Annotated in this window: 17 protein-coding genes; 5 read left to right on the top strand and 12 right to left on the bottom strand. The window is 70.7% G+C overall.

The window, feature by feature from the left end:
- Positions 1-4 precede the first annotated feature (4 nt).
- From AB0J58_RS04440 to AB0J58_RS04415, 6 genes are read right to left on the bottom strand one after another with little or no spacing between them, the layout of a single operon-like run.
- A complete protein-coding gene (locus AB0J58_RS04440; protein ID WP_364210114.1) occupies positions 5-1,960 on the bottom strand; it encodes a DUF6807 family protein in 1,956 nt (651 codons plus the stop codon).
- 4 nt (positions 1,961-1,964) lie between these two features.
- Complete coding sequence (locus AB0J58_RS04435) at positions 1,965-3,029, bottom strand: mandelate racemase/muconate lactonizing enzyme family protein (RefSeq protein ID WP_343973580.1); 1,065 nt, start codon at positions 3,027-3,029, stop codon at positions 1,965-1,967.
- A 7-nt stretch (positions 3,030-3,036) separates the two neighbouring features.
- Positions 3,037-3,909, bottom strand: a complete 873-nt coding sequence (locus tag AB0J58_RS04430; protein WP_364210111.1) for a 5-dehydro-4-deoxyglucarate dehydratase — start codon at positions 3,907-3,909, stop codon at positions 3,037-3,039.
- Positions 3,909-4,793, bottom strand: coding sequence for an NAD(P)-dependent oxidoreductase (locus tag AB0J58_RS04425; RefSeq protein ID WP_364210108.1), 885 nt, complete (start codon positions 4,791-4,793; stop codon positions 3,909-3,911). Before AB0J58_RS04425 ends, AB0J58_RS04430 begins: the two co-directional genes overlap by 1 nt.
- Before the next feature lie 48 nt (positions 4,794-4,841).
- Entirely contained in the window at positions 4,842-5,723 is an 882-nt protein-coding gene (locus AB0J58_RS04420) for a carbohydrate ABC transporter permease (protein ID WP_343973570.1), read from the bottom strand.
- The gene (locus tag AB0J58_RS04415; protein ID WP_364210105.1) at positions 5,720-6,634 is read right to left on the bottom strand and encodes a sugar ABC transporter permease; all 915 of its coding nucleotides are present in this window, start codon (positions 6,632-6,634) and stop codon (positions 5,720-5,722) included. Before AB0J58_RS04415 ends, AB0J58_RS04420 begins: the two co-directional genes overlap by 4 nt.
- 257 nt (positions 6,635-6,891) lie before the next feature.
- Here AB0J58_RS04415 and AB0J58_RS04410 point away from each other — a divergent pair, with 257 nt between their 5' ends.
- The gene (locus AB0J58_RS04410; protein ID WP_364147459.1) at positions 6,892-7,875 is read left to right on the top strand and encodes a LacI family DNA-binding transcriptional regulator; all 984 of its coding nucleotides are present in this window, start codon (positions 6,892-6,894) and stop codon (positions 7,873-7,875) included.
- Positions 7,876-7,905: 30 nt separating this feature from the next.
- Positions 7,906-8,859 (top strand): aldose epimerase family protein, encoded by a 954-nt coding sequence (locus AB0J58_RS04405; RefSeq protein ID WP_364210102.1) that lies wholly within the window; start codon positions 7,906-7,908, stop codon positions 8,857-8,859.
- A 44-nt stretch (positions 8,860-8,903) separates the two neighbouring features.
- On the opposite strand, the gene AB0J58_RS04400 is transcribed toward AB0J58_RS04405, so the two are convergent.
- Positions 8,904-9,779, bottom strand: a complete 876-nt coding sequence (locus tag AB0J58_RS04400) for a LysR family transcriptional regulator (RefSeq protein ID WP_364210099.1) — start codon at positions 9,777-9,779, stop codon at positions 8,904-8,906.
- Positions 9,780-9,854: 75 nt separating this feature from the next.
- Between AB0J58_RS04400 and AB0J58_RS04395 the strand changes: the two genes are divergently transcribed.
- Positions 9,855-10,379 carry a cysteine dioxygenase family protein gene (locus AB0J58_RS04395; protein ID WP_364210096.1) on the top strand — a complete coding sequence of 175 codons (525 nt, stop codon included), beginning with the start codon at positions 9,855-9,857 and terminating at the stop codon, positions 10,377-10,379.
- A 173-nt stretch (positions 10,380-10,552) separates the two neighbouring features.
- On the opposite strand, the gene AB0J58_RS04390 is transcribed toward AB0J58_RS04395, so the two are convergent.
- The 5 genes from AB0J58_RS04390 to AB0J58_RS04370 form a co-directional block, all read right to left on the bottom strand.
- Positions 10,553-11,299, bottom strand: coding sequence for a PspA/IM30 family protein (locus AB0J58_RS04390; protein ID WP_343973552.1), 747 nt, complete (start codon positions 11,297-11,299; stop codon positions 10,553-10,555).
- A gap of 9 nt (positions 11,300-11,308) precedes the next feature.
- Positions 11,309-12,040: a hypothetical protein gene (locus AB0J58_RS04385; RefSeq protein WP_364210093.1), complete on the bottom strand. Its 732-nt coding sequence runs from the start codon at positions 12,038-12,040 to the stop codon at positions 11,309-11,311.
- Entirely contained in the window at positions 12,040-13,863 is a 1,824-nt protein-coding gene (locus AB0J58_RS04380; protein ID WP_364210090.1) for a substrate-binding and VWA domain-containing protein, read from the bottom strand. The genes AB0J58_RS04385 and AB0J58_RS04380 overlap by 1 nt, the downstream gene beginning before the upstream one ends.
- Before the next feature lie 110 nt (positions 13,864-13,973).
- Positions 13,974-15,767 (bottom strand): substrate-binding and VWA domain-containing protein, encoded by a 1,794-nt coding sequence (locus AB0J58_RS04375; RefSeq protein WP_364210087.1) that lies wholly within the window; start codon positions 15,765-15,767, stop codon positions 13,974-13,976.
- A 152-nt stretch (positions 15,768-15,919) separates the two neighbouring features.
- Positions 15,920-17,266, bottom strand: coding sequence for a M20/M25/M40 family metallo-hydrolase (locus tag AB0J58_RS04370; RefSeq protein ID WP_364210084.1), 1,347 nt, complete (start codon positions 17,264-17,266; stop codon positions 15,920-15,922).
- A gap of 292 nt (positions 17,267-17,558) precedes the next feature.
- Between AB0J58_RS04370 and AB0J58_RS04365 the strand changes: the two genes are divergently transcribed.
- Together AB0J58_RS04365 and ald are read left to right on the top strand one after the other, a co-directional pair.
- Positions 17,559-18,953 carry an aspartate aminotransferase family protein gene (locus AB0J58_RS04365; RefSeq protein WP_364210081.1) on the top strand — a complete coding sequence of 465 codons (1,395 nt, stop codon included), beginning with the start codon at positions 17,559-17,561 and terminating at the stop codon, positions 18,951-18,953.
- Positions 18,954-19,035: 82 nt separating this feature from the next.
- A complete protein-coding gene (ald, locus tag AB0J58_RS04360) occupies positions 19,036-20,151 on the top strand; it encodes an alanine dehydrogenase (protein ID WP_364210078.1) in 1,116 nt (371 codons plus the stop codon).
- Positions 20,152-20,186 lie beyond the last annotated feature (35 nt).

Below are 20,186 nucleotides of genomic sequence, written 5' to 3'. Positions count from 1 at the left end.
CCCGTCACCGGGCGACCTCCGCGGCGAGCGCCGCCGCGTCGCCGGGGTCCAGCCGGCCGTCCGCGACGACGGTGACGATCCTTCGCCTCAGGGTGCCCTCGATGAGCAGCGGCGTGTCCCAGGCGAGGGCGGGGCCGGCGCCCGGGTACTCCACGACCCGGACGAACCAGGGATCGTCCCGCTGGACGAAGACCAGGGTCCACTCCGCCGAGGCCATGGCCAGCCACGGGGCCGTCGACCCGTGCACCGCGCCCTCGCCCTCGGCGTCCGCCGTGAAGACCTGGCGGCCGGCGGCCGTCCCCGGCGCCCGCCAGAAGAAACCGCCGTACCCGGCCCCCGCGCGGCCCTTGGTGGCCGAACTCCTGACGGGCAGCGGCTCGCCGGTGAGGTTCGTCAGCGCGAACGACATGTCGAGCGCCCAGCAACCGTCCAGCTCCACCACCCGCACGCTCCGCGCCTCGCGGGCCGTCTCGACGCCGTCGGGCCCCTCCCAGGCCAGTGACTCCCCGAACCCGGAGGAGTCGCGCCAGGAGAATCCGAGATGCCGCTGCGTGCCGTGGTCGCCGAGCCAGGTGGGACCGGCGTCGCGGACATAGGTGCGCCCGCCCCAGAAGTTGCCCCCGCCCAGGTCGGAGATCGCGATGCTCACTCCCAGGTGGTGCACGTGGTCTTCCGGCGCGACCTCGGTCACGGTGGTACCGCCGAGGGTGCGCACCGGGTGCAGGTACGGCCGGGGCGACGACGTCGGCGGCAGCTCAGGCGCCACGACGTACTCGGCGACCTGTCGCCCGTGCGCCACGAGCACCGGCCGCAAGGCGTCGCCCGGCCGGGGAACCGTCCGTCCCGCACCGGCCGCGGTGGCTCCCTCCGTACGGCGGGGGCGCCCGCTCCAGGGCACCCGCAGTTCCGAGTAGAGCGCCAGCCGCTCCGCGCTCGACGCCGTCACCTCGGCGATCCTGGGCAGCACCCGGCGCTCCGCACCGACCTCCTGGAACACGTCCGGTATGGCGGTGGGCTCGGGCGCCAGCCGGACCGCCTCCAGGACGCGCATGAAACCCCGGGTCCGCTCCAGCGGTACCAGCAGCTCCGTGCCGTCGCGGAGGTGCGCGACGAGGTTCTCCAGCAGGTCGGTCCTCGGGTGCACGGCCGAGGTCCCGTCGAACTCGACCCGGTCCTCGGTGTAGGTCAGCCTGATCCGTCCCTCCTCGCCGTGCACGATCAGGTACGGCTCGTGCCGCCGATCCGCGCAGAGCGAGACCGCGACGGTCACCACGGTCCCGTCGTCCATCCGCATCCGCACGGACGAGGTGTCGTCCGCCTCGATCGCGTTGGCCCGGTAGAGCTCGACCTCGACGTCTCCCACCTCCGCCCCGGAGATGGCCAGCGCGGTCGCGGTCGCGTGCGCGAGCGGGTTGGTGAGGGCGCCGTCCACCACGGGCACCCCGTCGACCTCGCGCCTGCCGGCCCACGGCACCCGGCTGTAGTAGGTGTAGGGGCGTTCCCACGCGCCCGCGGCACCGATCCCGGTGACCCGGCCGATCGCTCCCTCGGCGACCATCCGCCGGATCGCGGGGATCGCCGCCGAGCCCAGGCTCTGGAATCCCACCTGGCAGGCGAGCCCGGTCTCGGCGACCACCGCGGCGATCCGCTCGTAGCCGGCGTAGGTCGCGGCGGGCGGCTTCTCCAGCAGCACGTGCGAGCCGGCGCGCAGTGCCCGCTCCGCCAGCTCCGCGTGGGTGTGGATGGGGGTGCACAGGATCGTCACCTCGGCGGAGGCACGCCCGATCAGCCCGGCCAGGTCGCCGGAGAACTCCACCCCGGCGGGCAGGTCACAGGCCGGCCGCACGTCGCACACCCCGACCAGCTCGACCAGCCCCGCCTCGGTCAGCCGCCGCACGTTCGACAGGTGCCACCAGCCGTGCCCGTGCGCCCCGGCCAGCACCACGCGAACCGGTTTCATCAGGTCACCTCCATCGCAGTCCAAGGCCCCGGTGGTCTCCGGCGCGCAGCTCGCCCTTCTCCACCGAGACCGGGTAGGGCTCTTCGATCAGGCCGAGCGCCGCGAAGGAGGCGTCCTCGACCTCCTCGGTCATGCACGGCAGCGGCAGGGCCAGGGCGAGCTGCCCGGAGATCTCCGGCAGCAGGTGCGGGTAGACGGGCACCCCGAACGTCCTGGCCAGCTCGGCGATCCTGAGCAGCGGGGTGATCCCGCCGACCCGCACCACGTTCGGCTGCAGGACGTCGCAGGCCCCGGCGAGGAGCAGGTCCCGGAAGTCGTAGACGGAGTAGGCGCTCTCTCCCACGGCGATCGGGACCTCGACGCAGGAGCGGAGCCGGGCCTGCCCGGTCACGTCGTCGGCGGGCAGCGGCTCCTCCACCCAGTGCAGTCCGTACTCCGCCAGGGCGGAGATCGCCCGCCGGGCCCGAGGCAGGTCCCAGCGCTGGTTGGCGTCCACCATGAGCAGCGTGTCCGGCCCGATCACCTCGCGGACCGCGGCGACCCGCGCCACGTCCTCGGCCAGCGAGTCGCGGCCCACCTTGACCTTGACCGCCGGGTGGCCCGCGGCCCGCCACCGCCCGGCCTGCGCGACGAGCTCCTCCATCGAGTAGTGCAGGTTCACGCCGCTGCCGTACACCGGCACGCTGTCACGGCGCCGCCCGAGCGTGTCGACCAGCCCCGCCTCGCCGCAGCGCAGGTCCCACAGCGCCAGGTCGACCCCGGCCATCGCGATCGTGGTGAGCCCGCCGCCGCCCGCCTCGCGCAGGTGCCGCCAGAGCCGGTCCCAGACGACCTCCGGATGCGGCTCCAGACCGACGACGGCCTCGCCGATCTCGCCGTCCAGCAGGGCCCGCACCGCCCGGGCCCCGATCTGCGGGGTCCAGGAGAACCCGGTCCCGCTCCGTCCGTCGGCCAGTGTCAGCCGTACGACGACCACGTGGTTGGCGGGCACGTCGGCACCCCACGGCCGCGGCAGCGCCACGGTCCGCAGCGTCGTCTCCAGGGAGGTGATCACTGGCCGCGCGGTCATCGGCCGCTCACCGCCCGACCAGGGCCAGGCCGGACTTGATCAGCCCGGCGAGCTCCTCCACGTGCTCGGTGGAGGGGTCGACCAGCGGCGGCCGTACCCCGCCGACATCCAGGCCGCGGTGCCGTACCCCGGCCTTGACCAGCGAGACCGCGTAACCGGGAACCCGGTCGCGGAGCCGGACCAGGGGGGCGTAGAACTCCCTGATCAGCCGCTCGTCGCCGCCCAGATAGGCGGTGGCGATCTCGGGGGCGAAACAGAAGACCGCGCTGGAGTACAGCTCCACCCCGATGCCACGGTAGGCCGGCATGGTCAGCTCGGCCGTCGGCAGGCCGTTGAAGAACAGGAAGTCGGGCCGTTCCTCCCGCACCGCCAGCACCGTCCGCTGCATGCGGTCGATGTCGCCGACGCCGTCCTTGATCCCGATCACACCGGGGATCCGGGACAGCTCGACCGCCTGCTCGGGGGCCAGTACCACCGAGCCGCGCTGGTAGATGATCGTGGGCAGCACCCCGGCGACCGCCGAGACGTACGCCGAGTAGCCCTCGCGCGTACCGTTCACCAGGTAGGGCGGCATGAGCAGCAGCCCGTCGGCGCCGGCGTCCCTGGCCGCCCTGGCCTGGGCGAGCGCGGCGCCGATCGGCCCTCCCGCTCCCGCCAGCACCGGCACCCGGCCGTTCACGGTCTCGGCCGCGATCCGCACCGCCTGGGCGTGCTCCGCCTCCGACAGCGCGGAGAACTCGCCGGTCCCGCAGGCCACGAAGACCCCGCCGGGACCGTGCTCCAGCCCGCGCCGCACATGCTCGGCCAGTACGTCACCGGCCACCGACCCGTCGGCGCGGAACGGGGTGACGGGAAAGAACAGCACTCCGCTGAGGTTCATCACAGGGCTCCAATCTCGGTGCGCCAGCTCCGCTTCGCCTGCCAGCCGAGCAGTCGCCCGGCCTTGGCCGAGGAGAAGGCAGGCGTCGAGCCGGTCAGTTTCTCCGCGAGTCCCGCGGTCGCGGGGTTGACCCGGGGGAGGAGTTCGGCCAGTGGCTCACGGGCCAGCGCGTCGGCCGCGCCCGCGAAGAACACCTCGCCGCTCGGCAGTCCGGGCAGCTTGTCCAGCAGGGCCAGCACCATGTCGGAGGCGTCACGGGCGTCGATGTAGTTGAACAGCGACGTCCCCGCGATCTCCGGCCGGTCCAGCCGCTCGGCGATCGTGTGCCCCGACTGGGTGGGCGCGCCCGCCCACTCCTCGGGGGCGACGACGAAGCAGGGCCGCACGGCCGCGAACCTCGCCTTCGAACTGCGCGCGAACGTGGCCATCACCTGCTCGGCGACCAGCTTGGACAGGCTGTAGGCGTTCCACGGCGCGACCGGATGGTCCTCGTCGAGCGGCAGGTAGGAGGGGACCCAGCCCTCCGTGCCGTACCCGATGACCGTGGGGCTGCTGGCGACCACGATCCGCTCGACCCCGACCCCGGCGGCCGCCTCGCAGACGTTGAACGCCAGCTGGGTGTTGACCCGGTAGGTGAAGGCGTCCGTCCTGCTGAACGGGGTGGCGATCGCGGCCAGGTGCACCACGGCGTCCGGCCGGAACCTGGTCATCACCTCGAAGGACTCCCCCAGATCCGTCAGGTCGGCGGGGAGCACCGCGGCGGCCGCCGAGGGGGTGCCCGGCGCGGTGTCCACGCCGATCACCTCGTGCCCGGCGTCTGCCAGCGCGGTGACCACGCTCCGGCCCAGCCGCCCGGCGCTCCCGGTGACGAGAGTTCGTGTCATTGGTCGCTCACCGTTCCTTAGTCGACATGGGACTCGCCGCCAGGGGACTCATCCCTTCACCGCCCCGGCGGACATGCCCTGTACCAGATAGCGCTGGATCACCGCGAAGACCAGCACCACCGGTACGGCGGCGACGACGCCGCCCGCGGCCAGGGCACCGAAGTCCACGCTGAACTCGCCCAGGGTGTACGCGAGGCCGACGGGCACCGTGAACTTCTCCTGCTCGCTGACGAACATCAGCGCGAACAGGAAGTTGTTCCAGCTGTGGATGAAGGCGAACGAGCCGACCGCGACCAGGGCGGGGCGCAGCAGCGGCAGCACCACGGCGAAGAAGCCGCGCAGCCGGCCGCAGCCGTCCACCCAGGCGGCCTGCTCCAGCTCCACCGGGACGTTCCTGATGAAGCCGCTGATCAGGATGAGGGAGAGCGGCAGCTGGAAGACCGTCTCGGCGATCACCAGGCTCCACAGCGAGTTGACCAGGCCGAGGACGCGGAAGATCTCGAAGAGCGGGATCAGCATCATCGCGCCGGGGATGAACTGGGTGCAGAGCATCCCGACCATGAACAGCTTCCGGCCGCGGAACTCGTACCTGGCCAGGGCGTAGCCGCCGGCCAGCGCGACCACGGTCGTCATGACCAGGGAGGCGACGCCCACCATCAGGCTGTTCTTGAAGAAGACCGCGAAGCTCAGGTCGTTCCAGACCGTCGCGAAGTTGTCGAACGTGATCGGCCAGGGCAGCAGCGAGGTCGATCCCCTGGGCCGGAACGCGAAGACCAGCATCCAGTAGAAGGGGACCAGCGTGAACAGCAGGTAGAGCCCGAGGGGGACCCAGATCTCCCAGCGGCCGACCTTCCCCTTCTCCCTGCGGCCGGTACGCGGCGCGAGCGCGGACGGGGCCAGGCGCGGCCGTTCGGCCGTCTGGAGTGTCATGACTTCGCTCCGAACTTGCTCAGCCGCAGGTAGGCGATCGAGAAGAAGGTCAGGATCAGGAAGGCGGCGGTGGTCAGCGCCGAGCCGTACCCGAAGTCGTGGGACTGCACGGCCTTGGCCGCCACGTACAGCGGCAGTGTGGTGGTCGCGTGCGCCGGGCCGCCGCCGGTCAGCGTGTAGAGCAGGTCGACGTTGTTGAACTCCCACACGCAGCGCAGCAGCGTGGACAGGATGATCGCGTCCTTGAGGTGCGGCAGCGTGATGTGGACGAACCGCCGCACCCGCGAGGCACCGTCCACCGAGGCCGCCTCGTAGAGCTCCTTGGAGATGCTCTGCAGGTCGGCCAGGAGCAGGATCGCGAAGAACGGAACCCCGCGCCAGAGCTCGGCGAGCACGGCCGCCCAGAAGACGGTGTCCGGGTTGGCCAGCGGCGCGGCGCCGTACTGCATGAGGCCGAGGTCGGCGAGGTAGCGGGAGACGCCGGTCGTCGGGTTGTAGAGCAGGATCCAGATGCCGGTGGTCAGCACCCCGGAGACCGCCCAGGGGGAGAACACGGTCGCCCGTGCCAGGCCGCGGCCGACGAAGGTCTCGTTCACGATCAGCGCCAGGACCAGCCCGAACACCAGCTGCAGGAACACCTCGACGCCGACCCACTTGAGGCTGAAGCCGAGGCTCTGCCAGAACAGCGGGTCCTCGAACAGCAGCCTGCGGAAGTTGTCGAGGCCGGCGAAGCCGTTGTCCCAGGGCTTGGTGACGTTGTAGGTCTGCAGGCTGTAGTAGATGACGCTGGCCATCGGGTAGACGAGGAAGCCGAGCATCGCGATCACCGCGGGGGCGATCAGCAGGTAGGGGGTCCTGGCCGCGTGGCCCGGGCGGCGGCGTATCCGGGGATTCGCCGTGGTGATTGCCATCGCCGGCAACTCCTTCCGAGTCGGCGTCAGGGGCTGCAACCGGTTGCATGAAACATGGCGGACATATCCCGGCAACGTCAAGGGCCCAATTTTGTAAACCACCGCTTATCTGCGGATTTTTCGTTATTTGTAACTTTCATCGCCCCGTGCCCCCTACTGCGGGGCCCGATCCCGGTCCGGTTCCGGCGTTGACAGTTACGCAACCGCTTGCACTAATGTGCTCAGAGGCCGGTGAAGGGCCATGACGGAGGAGCACGGTGGCAGCGACGATCAGAGATGTGGCGCGGGCGTCGGGAGTGCACGTCTCGACGGTGTCCCGCACCTTCTCGGCGCCGCACCTGGTGAACGCCGAGACCCGCAATCGCGTGCTCGCGGTCGCCGAGGACCTCGGCTACCGGCCCAACCGCGCCGCGCGGGCACTCACCACCGGCAGGACCCACAACATCGGCCTCATCGTCGCGGACATCTCCAACCCGTTCTTCCCGCCGCTGATCAAGGCCGCCCAGGCGCACGCCAGAGCCCGCGACTACCACGTGTTCGTCGCCGACACCGACGAGGATCCGCAGGTCGAGGAGGAGCTGATCCAGACCCTCGCCAAGCAGGTGGACGGGGTCCTGCTCTGCAGCCCGCGGCTCTCCAACCGGGTCATAGAGCGTCTCCACGCCGAGGTGCCGTTCGTGGTGGTCAACCGGAGGGTGAAGGGCATGCCGACGATACTGATGGACGTGGGCCAGGGCGCCCGCCTCGCCATCGAGCACCTGACCGGGCTCGGCCACCGCAGGATCGCCCTGCTGTCCGGGCCGAGCGGCTCGTGGACCAGCGGCGAGATGCGTGCCGCGGCGGCCGCGATGGACGGCGTCGAACTGGTGATCCTCGGCCCGAACGCGCCCACCGAGCGGGGCGGCCTCGCCGTCGCCGAGGAGGTGATCGCCTCCGGCGTGACCGGCGTGCTCGCCTACAACGACCTGGTGGCCATCGGGCTCATCGAGGGGCTGTACGAACGGGGTGTGCGCGTCCCCGACGACATCAGCGTGGTCGGCGTCGACGACATAGTGGCCGGGCGGCTGAACCGGCCCAAGCTGACCAGCGTGGCCATGCCCACGGCCGCCGCCGGGCGGATGGCGGTGGATCTGCTGCTGCAGTCCTTCGACGAGGGCGCCACCCCCACCCTGGCCACCCTCGACACCCACCTGGTCGTCCGTGAATCCACAGACCGTGCCGCGCTTTTCCCCCGGGGCTGAGGCCCCAGGTCTCCACGTTGGAGGTTTTTGATGAACTTCGGAATCACCCCGACGGGGGAGCATGTCGAGCGGCACGTGCTGTCGAGCGGGCCGATGCGCGCCTCGATCCTCAGCTACGGGGCGATCCTGCAGTCGCTGGAGGTCCACGGCGTCGACGTGGTCCTCGGCTACACCGGCCTCGACGACTACCTGACGCGCAGCCGCTACTTCGGCGCCGTGGTCGGCCGGTACGGAAACCGCATCGCGAACGGGCGTTTCACCCTCGACGGCCGTGACCACGAACTGCCGGTCAACAACGACCCCAACAGCCTGCACGGCGGCCCCGGCGGCTTCTCCAACCGGGTGTGGCGGGTGACCGAGGTCTCCACCTCGGCCATCACGCTGGAATATGTCAGCCTCAACGGCGAGGAGGGCTATCCGGGCATGCTGACCGCCTCGCTCACCTACACGCTGACCGAGGACGCGCTAAGGCTGGACTACCGCGCCTTCACCGACGCGCCAACGGTGCTGAACCTGACCAACCACTCCTACTTCAACCTCGCCGGCGGCGGCGACATCCTCAAGCACGTGATCCGGATCGACGCCGACCGCTACCTCCCCGTCGACTCCACCAAGATTCCGACCGGTGAGCTGGCCCCGGTGGCGGGCACCCCGTTCGACTTCACGACCCCGCGGGAGATCGGCGACAGGATCGACGATCCGCTGCTGGGGGGCGGCTACGACCACTGCTACGTGCTGCGCGGCGGCATCGAGGTCAGCGAACCGGTCAGCGGGCGCGTCATGGAGGTCTCCACCACCGAGCCCGGCGTGCAGTTCTACTCCGGCAACATGCTGGACGGCATCGCCACCGCGTACGGCAGGCACGCCGGCCTCTGCCTGGAGACCCAGCACTTCCCCGACTCGCCCAACCAGGACCACTTCCCCTCCACGGTCCTGCGCCCCGGCGAGGAGTTCACCTCCACCACGACCTACCGCTTCCGCTGAGTCTCCGGGGCCGGCGGGCGCGGGCGGTCGGCCACGGCCGGCGGCTAAGGGCGGGTCACCGAGGTCAGGGTGGCGAGCAGGGCGGCGGTGGCCGGCGGGTCGGGGGGCTCGCCGTAGGTGGCGGCGTAGACGCGGCGGGTCGAGCCGGGCAGTTCGGTCAGGGTGACCTCCGGGTTCCGGTGGGCCCGCAGGGCGAGGCTCGGCAGGGCGGTCACCCCGATCCCGGCGGCGACCAGGGCCTGGACCGCGACGGCGTCGTCGGTCGTGAAGGCGATCTCCGGCTCGAAGCCCGCCCTGGCGCACAGTTCCAGCAGGTGGCTGCGGCACCGGTCGCAGCCGCCGATCCACCGGGAGCCGCGGTGCGAGGCCAGATCGCCGCCGTCGTCACTCTGGCCGGAGGTGACCAGGTAACTGGTGTCGTCCAGCAGGTGCAGCAGGCGGATCCCGTCGTCCTCCGGGTCGGTGTTCTCGAAGCGGAAGATGACCGCCACGTCCACGTAGCCCGCCCGGAGCATGCGCAGCGCGTCAGGGGGCTCGGTCTCGGTCAGCCGCAACTCCAGGCCGGGGTGCTCCCGGGCGAGGGCGGCGGCGGCCTGTGGCACGAACGTGCCCAGGGCGGAGGGGAAGGCGGCCAGTCTGACCCGTCCGGCGCGCAGGCCCACGTGCGCCGACAACTCGGCGGAGGCGGAGTCCAGGCGGCCGATGATCTCGGTGGCCCGCTCGGCCAGCAGACGGCCCGCCTCGGTCAGCCGGATGCCCCGGCCGACCCGCTGGATCAGCTTGGCCCCGGTCTCGGCCTCGAGCTTCGCGAGATGGTGGCTGACCGAGGGCTGGGAGTAGTGCAGTTCCCTGGCAGCCGCGGTCACCGAGCCGTGTCTGGCCACCGCGGCGAGGACACGAAGCCGCACGATATCGAGCATGTATCAACTTTATCGATGAATGAACGGAAAAATGGGCATTAGACGTTATGTATCCCCTCGGCGCATCCTGGGGCCATGAAGACGTTGACGCGCACCCGTCCAGGCCTGGCCGAGATCGTCGAGGGGGTCAGGGAACTCGTCGATCCGTCCGCCGACCCCAGGGCGACCGCCTTCGCGGTAGCCGACCTGCTGCGCGAACGGCTGCCGTCCCCCGAGATCCTCACCGAGGAGGAGCGCCTCGGCGACCCCGACGGCTACATCGGCCACACCCTGCACGCCGAGGAGGGCTTCTCGATCGTGGCCGTGGTCTGGCGGCCCGGTCAGCGGACCGCGATCCACGACCACATCGCCTGGTGCGTGTTCGGCGTGCTGCGGGGTGTCGAGTACGAGACGCTCTACCGCGACCACGGCGACCACCTGACCGAGATCGGCAGGACCGCCAACCAGACCGGAGAGGTCAGCGGTTTCGCCCCGCCCGGCGACATCCACCGCGTCCACAACACGGGGGACGAGACCGCCATCTCGCTGCACATCTACGGGGCCGACCTCAGTGCCGCCCCCACCAGCGTGCGGCGCGTCTACGACCTGCCCGTCCGCTGAACCACGCCGGGAGCGGGCACCCTCGCCCCGGTCGTACGTTCGCCGCGAGGCAGGTTCGGCGAGCGGGTCCGTGGCCACCCCGTCCCGCCGGGTGCGCCCCTGCGAGGGGCGTGTCGCCGGCGCGGGGAACCCGGTCCGGCGAGGGCTGGGCGGCGGTCGATCCACCGCGGGGCCTACTTCCCGATCTCGGGCTTCCTGTCGGTGTTCAGGCTCTCCCTGATGGCCTCCAGGCGGGCCGCGCCCTCGACGTCGATGGCGGCGCGCTCGACCTCGATCATGCGGGCCTCGACGGAGCCCGAGGTCAGCTCGGCCTCGCCGAGTGCGCGGGCGTAGCGCTTCTCGATCTTGTCGCGGACCTGGTCCAGGGTGGGCGTCTCACCGGCGGGGGTGAGCCCGGACAGATCGCCCATGGCCTTGTTGAGCTCCTCCTGGACCTTGGCCTGGTCGAGCTGGGAGAGCAGCCGCATCCGCTCGGCGATCTTCTTCTGCAGGGCCATCGCGTTGTTCTCGACCGCGGCGCGCGCCTGGGCGGAGAACTGCCTGGCCCGCTCGTACGTCAGCTGCGACTCCTGCTGCGCGGCCTCGGCCGCCACCAGGCGGGAGGCGAAGGCCCGGGCCGAGTCCTCGTACGACAGGGCCTTGCGCTCGTCGCCCGCGGACCGCGCCTGTTCGGCCAGCAGGAGGGCCTGGCGGGCGTTGGCCTGGAGCTTCCCGGTCTCCTCCATCGAGCGGGCGAGCTTCATCTCCATCTCGCGCTCGTTGCCGATGACCGAGGCGGCCTGCTGGCTCAGCCGCTGGTGCTGCTCCTTGGCCTCCGCGATGGCCTGCTCGATCTGGACGCGGGGGTCGGACAGCTCGTCCAGCCGCCCGGAGAGGGCGAAGACCAGGTAACGCCAGGCCCTGCGGATGACCTTGAACATGGGGGCTCCTTATCGATCCAGCGCGTCGCGCGTGATCTGCTCGGTTTCGTGGAGGCCCTGGCGGACTCCTTCAAGGGCGTCGGCGAGCTCGTCCAGTACCCGGGTCGGCTCCAGCCGGCCGTTCGCCGACACCGCCGACAGCTCCACCACACGGGCGAGGAGCTCCTCGATGCTGATGGTGCTCGACTCCATCCGGGCGAGCACCTGCTCGCGGGCCGAGGCGAGCCGGTCGACCACGGCCCGCTGGGAGGCCAGCGAGGCGAGGGCGCGGTCGAGGTCCGCGACCAGGGCCTTCCTGGCCTCCGCGCGGGCTCGGGTCAGCCGGGCCTGCTCGTGGCCGAGCTTGTCGAGATCGAACCTGGCCAGCGCGGTGCCGGTGAGCGAGGCCTGCTCGGCCAGCCGCTCCAGGGTGGCCGTCGAGTCGTCCACCTGGGGGCGCATCAGCGCGATCCGCTCGGCCAGCGGCCCCTGCCCCATCGAGGCGCTCAGCTCGGCGAAGCCGTAGGCGGCGGATCCCGCCCGTCTCAGCCAGTACTCCTCCTGGCTGCCGGCGGTGACGGCCGGCCGGTCGCGGCTCCCGCGCTCCGGTAACGCCGAGATCCCGGCCTTGGCCAGCCAGACGACGACGCCGACGAACCCGGCGGCGACCGGATGCACGCTGACGGCCCACGCGGCGCCGCCGGCGGTCGCGGCCAGCAGCAGGCCCCAGGGGTCCTTGAGTTCGTCGACGAAGCGTGCCATCAGAAGTTGGATACCACCGCGGTGAACACCTGGTCGATACTTCCAGGTTTGCGAGAGTCATACGCGGCGGCGCTGGTCGCCTCGGAGATCTTGCGCAGCACGTCGAGGTCGGCGTCCTGGCCGTAGGCGATGGTGAACATCCGCACCGTCTCCTGGCCGGGTTCGGTGCGCAGTTCGGGCAGCAGGTTCTCCAGGGCGAGGCTGTCGGGGTCCTCGTTCTTGCCGTCGGTCAGGAAGACCACCGCGTTGATCGCGTCACCGTTCCGCAGCTTCCGTACCCGCTCGTGGGCGGCGAGGGCGGTGTCGTACAGGCCGGTGCCGCCGTCGGGGGTCAGGCCGTCCAGCCTGGCGCGCAGCTTCTTGCGCTGGGCGTCGTCGACGGCGGAGAGCGAGGCCAGTTCCAGGTGGTCCCTGTCGCCGTCCCGCTTGGTGGAGAACATCCACAGCCCGACCTTGTCGTGCGCGGCGAACTGGGGCAGCGCGTTGATCGCGGCCTGCTTGGCCAGGTCGAGCTTGCTCTTGCCGGTGCCGGGCACGGTGGCGCCCATCGAGCCGGAGACGTCGATGACCATGAGGACGTTCGCGGGCTTGCGCAGGTCGGCCCAGCTGGTGAGCACCTTGTCGAGCACGTTCGGCGCGGGCGGGCTGAGGGTCGCCTTCGGCTCGGCGGGCAGCAGCCCGTTCGCCTGGGTGATCAGCTTGCCCGCCTTGCCGTCGTGGGAGCGGAAGGCGAACTCGGCGAACCGCTCCTGCTGCTCGGGAGCCCGCAGGTGCGCCAGGAAGTCGGCCGCCACCGCCCGCTTGGCGTCGTCGACCCACGAGGCGGTCAGCACCGCGTACGGGTTGTCGGAGTAGAGCGTGCCCTCCTTGGGATAGATCGCCACCAGCGGCACCTTGGGCTTGGCGTGCCTGCCCAGCGTCGCGGGGTCACCGGTCGGGTTGCCCTGGTTGTAGTCCCAGACCGACTTCTCCTCCACCGCCACCGCGGAGATGTAGCTCAGGCCCGCGCCCGCGTCGTCGGCCCGCTGGAGGTTGGACAGGAACGTCAGCGTCGTGTCGCCGTAGTGCACGATCGAGCGTTCCACCTCCCGGACGAAGTCCCTGGTCCTGGCGTCGGCCACGTTCTTCTCCGACAGGTCGCCGGACAGGCCGGTCGCCGCGAAGTAGGCGCCGACCGTGGCGTTCAGGCCGCTGGTGGAGAAGTTGGGATTGGTCTTGCCCAGCTTGAAACGGCCCCACTCGGGGTGACCGTACTTCGCCCACGACCCGGCCGACACGGCGAGCAGGTCCGACCAGCCGAGCTTCTTGTCCGGCCAGCCCAGCGCCTGGGCCATCGGCATGGGCATCGCCACGACCAGGGGCGTCTTGGCGATCGACGGGTTCTCGGCGGCGACCAGGGAACCGGTGTCCCTTCCCGCGACGCGCTGCTGGAGCAGGGTGACCCAGCCGCTGCTGGCGGGTGACCACACGTCGGGGCGGGGGCCGTCCTGCCGCTCGTCCCAGCCCCTGGCCAGGGCCTGCAGCGCGCCGCCGCTCGCCTTGGTCTCGATGACGACGTCGGCGCAGCGCCCTTCCACGGTCCTGCCGCTGTAGCCGGAGGCGATCTTCCTGAGCAGCTCGGCCTTCTCCGACGAGGCGGCGACGGTCAGGGTGACGCCGTCGTCGCACGCCTTGGGCCGCTCGCCGGCCTCCGACGCGCCCGGCCCTCCGGGTTCGTTCGCGCCGACGAAGATCCGCAGGGCGACGATCAGAGCTCCGGCGAGAATGATCGCGACGATGAACGGGGCGAAGTTCCTACGCCGTCGCTGCGGCTGCTGGTACAACCCTGCCTCCCGGGGGATGTCTGTACTTATCCGACGAATGAACCGCCTTCGGAGTTCGCCACGGTCGAAAGTCCTCGTTCTCCGCGATCGGAGAGGTCCTCTCCTCGCGGTCAGAAGTTGGAGATCACGCTGGTGAAGACCTGGTCGATGGTGTCCGCCCGGGACGAGTCGTAGGCGGCCCCGTCGGTGGCCTCGGCGATCTGCTTGAGCACCCCCTGGTCCGCGCCCTCGCCGTACCCGATGGTGAACAGCCGCACCTCCGGGTTGAGCCTGCCGAGCAGGTTGTCCAGGTCGCTGCCGCCGTTCTTCTCGTTCTTGCCGTCGGTGAGGAAGACCACCGCGTTGATCGCCCCCTCGTCCCTGGCGCCGCGCATCCGTTCGACGGCCGCCAGCGTGGTGTCGTACAGCCCGGTTCCGCCCCCGGCGGTCAGCCCGTTCAACCGGTCGCGGAGAGCGCCACCGATCTTCGACACCCGGTCGATCGGGACCAGCTCCAGATAGTCCTTCTCGCCGTCCTGCGCGGTGGAGAAGGCCCACAGGCCGACCTTGTCATCCCCCCGGAACTGGGGCAGCGCGTTGATCGCCGCCTTCTTGGCCAGTTCCAGGCGGGTCTCTCCGGTGCCGGACGCCTCCTCCTCCATCGAGCCGGACTTGTCCACCACGATCAGCACGTTGGCCCGCTTGCGCAGTTCCGACCAGCTCCGCAGGACCCTGTCCAGGACGACCGGGGTGGGTGGGCTCAGCGTGGTGATCTTGGCGCCCGGGATGACGCCGTTCTGCTCGGTGGCCTGCGGGCCGGGCTTCCCCTCGAAGGAGCGGTAGCCGTACTCCTGGAACCTCGCCTGAACCCCGGGGCTGTGCAGGTAGCTCAAAAAGTCGTCGGCGACCGCCTTCTTGGCCGCGTCCATCCAGGTCAGCGGCACGTAGGGGTGGTCGGAGTAGAGCGTGCCCTCCTTGGGCTGGACCGCCACCAGCGGGGTGCGCGGCGGGGCGTGCCGGCCCAGGGTGGCCGGGTTGCCCGAGGGGTTGCCCCGGTTGTAGTCGGTGACCGAGTTCTCCTCGACGGTGATCGCGGAGATGTAGGCCATCGACTCGCCCCGGTCGTCCGCGCGCAGCAGGTTGCCCAGGAACGTCATGGAGATGTCGCCGTAGTGCACGATCGACTGCTCCACCCCCTGGACGAACCGCCGGGTCTTCGGGTCGGCCACGTCACGGGCCGTCAGGTCCGAGGTGGTACCGGTGGCGGCGAAGTAGGCGCCGATGGTGGCGTTCAGGCCGCTGGTGGAGAAGTTGGGGTTGGTCTTGCCCAGCTTGAAGCGGCCCCATTCGGGGTGGCCGTACTTCGCCCAACCCCGCGGGGCGGCCGCCAGCTCGGCCAGCTCCGACCAGCCGATCGCCTTGCCGGGCCAGCCCAGTGCCTGGGCCATCGGCTTGGGCATCGCGAAGACCAGGGGAGCGGTGACGATCGGGCTCGGTCTGCCGTCGGCGACCGGTACGGTGCCGTCGGTGTTGGAGGCCTGCTGGCGCAGCAGCGTCACCCAGGCCGACGCGGCGGGCGACCAGACGTCCGGCCGCCTGCCGTCGGTCCTCTCGTCCCACCCCTTGGCCAGCGCCCGCATCGCGGTGCCGGAGTTGGCCTCGTCGATGACCACGTCGGCGCAGCGCCCGGCCACGCTACGGCCGCTGTAGTCCTTCGCGACCTCGCGCAGGATCCAGATCTTGTCCTGCGAGGACGCCACCCTGATCTGCGTCGACTCGCCGGAACAGGCGGTGGGCCCGTTCGGCTCGCCCCCCGGGCCGCCGCCGAAGTACCAGCGCAGCCCGGCGATCAGAGCGATGGCGAGCACCACGGCGAGCAGGTACGGCAGGACACGCCGGCGGGGTCTTGCAGGGGGATAGACCACGAGGTGATCGTACGACCAATGGCGATTTCTCGCCGGACGGTAGCCCCCTGGAAAGCCGGAGAAGACGGGGCCCGCCCGCCAGGTGATCGCGCGGTCGCACAAGGAGAAAGCCCGGCACGAACCCGTGGGCGTCGTGCCGGGACCTTGGACGGTCAGACCGTCGAGGAGCCGTACTCCTGGAGGAAGAGCGCCTCGGCGGTGGCGGTGCGGCGGAGTTCCTCGATGTTCACCCGCTCGTTGGGGGCGTGGATCGCCGCGTCGTCGTCCTCGGCGCCGAAGAGCAGGATCGCGGCGGCGGGGAACTGCCTGGCGAAGGTGGAGACGAGCGGGATCGAGCCACCGGCGCCGACGTCGCGCGGCGGGCGGCCGAAGGCGCGCTCCATGGCCCGGTTCAACGCGGAGCGGGCCGCGCCACCGGTGTCGGCGAGATAGCCGGAGCCCATGGTGTAGTCGCCGACCTCCACCTGGACGCCCCAGGGCGCGACCTGCCGCAGGAAGTCGACGACCGCCTCGATCGTCGTCTTCGGGTCGCCGGCCGGGGGCACCCGCACGGTCACCCGGGCCCTGGCGACGGCCTGGACCGCGTTGACGGCGCCGGAGACCGGCGGCACGTCCAGGCCGGTGACCGTGATCGCGTACGAGGCCCACAGACGGTCGGCCAGCGAGCCCGAGCCGATGGTGGAGACGCCGTCGAGCACGCCCGCGGTGGACCGGAAGTCCTCCTCCGACGGGCCGGAGCCGAGGAAACTGCCGCGCGGCAGGCCGGGAACGCGGATGTCGCCGTGGTCGTCGTGCAGGGCGGCGAGCATCCGGATCAGTGCCGCGAGGGCGTCCGGGGCGGCGCCGCCGAACGAGCCGCTGTGCAGCGACTCCCTGAGGGTGCGCACCTCGATGGTGAAGGCGCCCATGCCGCGCAGCGAGGTCGTCACCGACGGATCGCCCACCCGAGGGTTGCCGGTGTCGGCGACCACGATCGCGTCGGCGCGGAACAGTTCGGGGTTGCGCTCGACGAAGGACTCCAGGCGCTCGCCGGCGTACTCCTCCTGGCCCTCGATGATGACCTTGACACCGACCGGGAAGCGGCCCTGGAAGGTGCGGAGCGCCGCGACATGGGAGATGACGCCGGACTTGTCATCGGCCGCGCCGCGACCGTAGATCGCGCCATCGATCTCCGTCGGCTCGAAGGGCGGGGTGCGCCAGAGCACGAGGTCACCCGTGGGCTGCACGTCGTAGTGCGCGTACAACAGGACGGTCGGCGCGCCGGGCGGGGCGGGGGCCTCGGCGTAGACGGCGGGGAAGCTCCCCTCGACGGGGATCTGCTGGACGCGGGGCAGGCCGGTGCTCCGCAGCAGTTCCTCGGTCAGCGCGGCGGCCGCGTGCACAGGCTCCTCCGGGTGGCCGGGGAAGGCCACGGAGGGGATGGCGACGAGCCTCTTGAGGTCCGCGATCGCCTGGGGCAGGCCGGCGGTGACGGCGTTCTCGATCTCGTCAGGAGTCACGACTTTCCCTCGCATCTGAATATCTGGTCCGCCCTATTGGATCACAGCCGCCGACGCGGAGGCGCTCGCACATGGCGTCGGCGCGCCAGGGTTCCGCCAAGTGGGACAGGGGGTTGGGTAAGATTCGGGCGCCGGTGTCGGGCACCGGCATCCGATGACGGATTTCGTCGTTCTTGTATATATGTTTTGCGGATTTCGACGCTCTAAACACTTCAATACCACGTTTTCACTTGGCAAGAGCGGTTCTGGCAGGCAGACTGTTGAGGGCTCAGCTAAACGAGGGAAGATCGTGATGAAGCACCCTGAAAACACCGACGTGACCTCACTCATGAAGGCCGCGCAGGACAACCTGTGGATGCACTTCACCCGGCACAGCTCGTATGAGGGCGCCGAGGTGCCGATGATCGTGAGGGGCGAGGGCTCCTACATCTACGACGTGCACGGCAAGCGCTACCTCGACGGCCTCGCCGGGCTCTTCGTGGTCCAGGCGGGACACGGCCGCAGCGAGCTGGCCGAGGCCGCCGCCAAGCAGGCCCAGGAACTGGCGTTCTTCCCGCTCTGGTCGTACGCGCACCCCAAGGCGGTCGAGCTGGCCCAGCGCCTCGCCGCCGAGACCCCCGGCGACCTCAACCGGGTCTTCTTCACCACCGGCGGCGGCGAGGCCGTCGAGAGCGCGTGGAAGCTCGCCAAGCAGTACTTCAAGCTGACCGGCAAGCCGCTCAAGCACAAGGTCATCAGCCGCCAGATCGCCTACCACGGCACCCCGCAGGGCGCCCTGTCGATCACCGGAATCCCCGCCTTCAAGCAGATGTTCGAGCCGCTGGTCCCCGGCTCGGTCCGGGTGCCCAACACCAACCACTACCGCGCCGACGAGATCACCGGCGTGCCCGGCATGACACCGGAGCAGTACGGCTACTGGGCCGCCGAGCGCGTCGCCCGCGCCATCGAGATGGAGGGCCCCGACACGGTGGCCGCCGTCTTCGTCGAGCCGGTGCAGAACGCCGGCGGCTGCTTCCCGCCGCCGCCCGGATACTTCCAGCGCCTCCGTGAGATCTGCGACGAGTACGACGTCCTGCTCGTCTCGGACGAGGTCATCTGTGCCTTCGGCCGCCTCGGCACCATGTTCGGCGGGCAGAAGTTCGACTACGTCCCCGACATCATCACCTGTGCCAAGGGCATGACCAGCGGCTACTCGCCGATCGGCGCCATGATCGCCTCCGATCGCCTCTTCGAGCCGTTCAAGAACGGCACCGAGATGTTCGCCCACGGCTACACCTTCGGCGGCCACCCGGTCTCCTCCGCCGTCGCGCTGGCCAACCTCGACCTGTTCGAGCGGGAGGACCTGCTCGGCCATGTCACCCGCAACGAGCCGGTCTTCCGCTCCACCCTGGAGCGCCTCCGCGACCTGCCGATCGTCGGCGACGTGCGCGGCTCCGGCTACTTCTGGGGCGTCGAACTCGTCAAGGACAAGGTCACCAAGGAGACCTTCGACACCGAGGAGTCGGAACGCCTCATCAGGGGCTTCCTCTCCGGGGCCCTGTACGAGGCGGGTCTCTACTGCCGCGCCGACGACCGGGGCGACCCGGTCATCCAGCTCGCCCCGCCGCTCATCTGCGGACCCAGGGAGTTCGACGAGATCGAGTCCATCCTGCGCTCGGTGCTGAAGGAGGCGTGGAGCCGGCTCTGAGCGCGAGCGGCCGCCCGAGGCTCACCCGAGGCTCACCCGAGGCTCACTGTGACATCCCGTCGAAACCCCGAAAGGAACTCCCATGAGGATCGGCGTACCTGCCGAGGTCAAGAACCACGAGTACCGTGTCGCCGCGACCCCGGCAGGTGTGTACGAGCTTGTCCGGCACGGCCACGACGTCTACGTCCAGCGCGGCGCGGGCGTCGGCTCGCACCTCGGTGACGAGGAGTACGTCTCCGCCGGAGCCAAGATCCTTGATGCCGCCGACGAGGTGTGGGGTCAGGCGGAGATGATCCTCAAGGTGAAGGAGCCCATCGCGGAGGAGTACCACCGCATGCGCCCCGGCCAGGTGCTCTTCACCTACCTGCACCTCGCGGCCGGTCGCGAGTGCGCCGAGGCCCTGCTGGAGCGGCAGGTCACCGCCATCGCGTACGAGACGGTCCAGGTCGGCAACACCCTGCCGCTGCTCGCCCCGATGTCCGAGGTCGCGGGCCGCCTGGCCCCGCAGGTCGGCGCCTACAACCTGATGCGGTTCAACGGCGGGCGCGGCGTGCTGCCCGGTGGCGTGCCGGGTGTGGCCCCCGCCAAGGTCGTCGTCATCGGGGCCGGCGTGGCCGGGCTCAACGCCGCGCAGATCGCGGTCGGCATGGGCGCGGACGTCACGGTCCTCGACCTCAACATCGACCGCCTGCGCTTCGTCGACGCCGTCTACCAGGGCCGTCTCAAGACCCTCGTCTCGACCTCGTACGCGATCGAGAAGGAGGTCCTGGCGGCCGACCTGGTCATCGGGGCCGTGCTGATCCCCGGTGCCAAGGCCCCGACCCTCGTCTCCAACGAGCTGGTCTCCTCCATGAGGCCGGGCTCCGTGCTCGTCGACATCGCCATCGACCAGGGCGGCTGCTTCGAGGACTCCCGGCCGACCACGCACGCCGAGCCGACCTACCGGGTCCACGACTCGGTCTTCTACTGCGTGGCCAACATGCCGGGCTCGGTCGCCAACACCTCCACCTACGCCCTGACCAACGCCACGCTGCCCTACGCGGTCAAGCTGGCCGGCCTCGGCTGGAAGGACGCGCTCAGCCAGGACGCCCCCCTCGCGCTGGGCCTCAACACCCACGCGGGACGGCTCACCAACGAGCAGGTCGCCATCGCCCTCGGCCTGCCCTACGTGCCGGTCTCCGAGGTCGTCGCCGCCTGATCCGGGCGCCGCACGGCCCGCGTCCCAACTGATCG

Source organism: Streptosporangium sp. NPDC049644 (assembly GCF_040675205.1).
Taxonomy (GTDB): domain Bacteria; phylum Actinomycetota; class Actinomycetes; order Streptosporangiales; family Streptosporangiaceae; genus Streptosporangium; species Streptosporangium fukuiense.
The sequence above is the reverse complement of the archived record's forward strand: the minus strand, read 5'-3'. Positions and strand labels throughout refer to the sequence as shown.

Excerpts from the sequence above, each read along its gene's own strand:
- AB0J58_RS04425 (WP_364210108.1), bottom strand. The coding sequence starts at position 4,793 with ATGACACGAACTCTCGTCACCGGGAGCGCCGGGCGGCTGGGCCGGAGC.
- ald (WP_364210078.1), top strand. The coding sequence starts at position 19,036 with ATGAGGATCGGCGTACCTGCCGAGGTCAAGAACCACGAGTACCGTGTC.
- AB0J58_RS04430 (WP_364210111.1), bottom strand. The coding sequence starts at position 3,909 with ATGAACCTCAGCGGAGTGCTGTTCTTTCCCGTCACCCCGTTCCGCGCC.
- AB0J58_RS04365 (WP_364210081.1), top strand. The coding sequence starts at position 17,559 with ATGAAGCACCCTGAAAACACCGACGTGACCTCACTCATGAAGGCCGCG.
- AB0J58_RS04435 (WP_343973580.1), bottom strand. The coding sequence starts at position 3,029 with ATGACCGCGCGGCCAGTGATCACCTCCCTGGAGACGACGCTGCGGACC.
- AB0J58_RS04385 (WP_364210093.1), bottom strand. The coding sequence starts at position 12,040 with ATGGCACGCTTCGTCGACGAACTCAAGGACCCCTGGGGCCTGCTGCTG.
- AB0J58_RS04400 (WP_364210099.1), bottom strand. The coding sequence starts at position 9,779 with ATGCTCGATATCGTGCGGCTTCGTGTCCTCGCCGCGGTGGCCAGACAC.
- AB0J58_RS04415 (WP_364210105.1), bottom strand. The coding sequence starts at position 6,634 with ATGGCAATCACCACGGCGAATCCCCGGATACGCCGCCGCCCGGGCCAC.
- AB0J58_RS04405 (WP_364210102.1), top strand. The coding sequence starts at position 7,906 with ATGAACTTCGGAATCACCCCGACGGGGGAGCATGTCGAGCGGCACGTG.
- AB0J58_RS04440 (WP_364210114.1), bottom strand. The coding sequence starts at position 1,960 with ATGAAACCGGTTCGCGTGGTGCTGGCCGGGGCGCACGGGCACGGCTGG.
- AB0J58_RS04420 (WP_343973570.1), bottom strand. The coding sequence starts at position 5,723 with ATGACACTCCAGACGGCCGAACGGCCGCGCCTGGCCCCGTCCGCGCTC.
- AB0J58_RS04395 (WP_364210096.1), top strand. The coding sequence starts at position 9,855 with ATGAAGACGTTGACGCGCACCCGTCCAGGCCTGGCCGAGATCGTCGAG.
- AB0J58_RS04390 (WP_343973552.1), bottom strand. The coding sequence starts at position 11,299 with ATGTTCAAGGTCATCCGCAGGGCCTGGCGTTACCTGGTCTTCGCCCTC.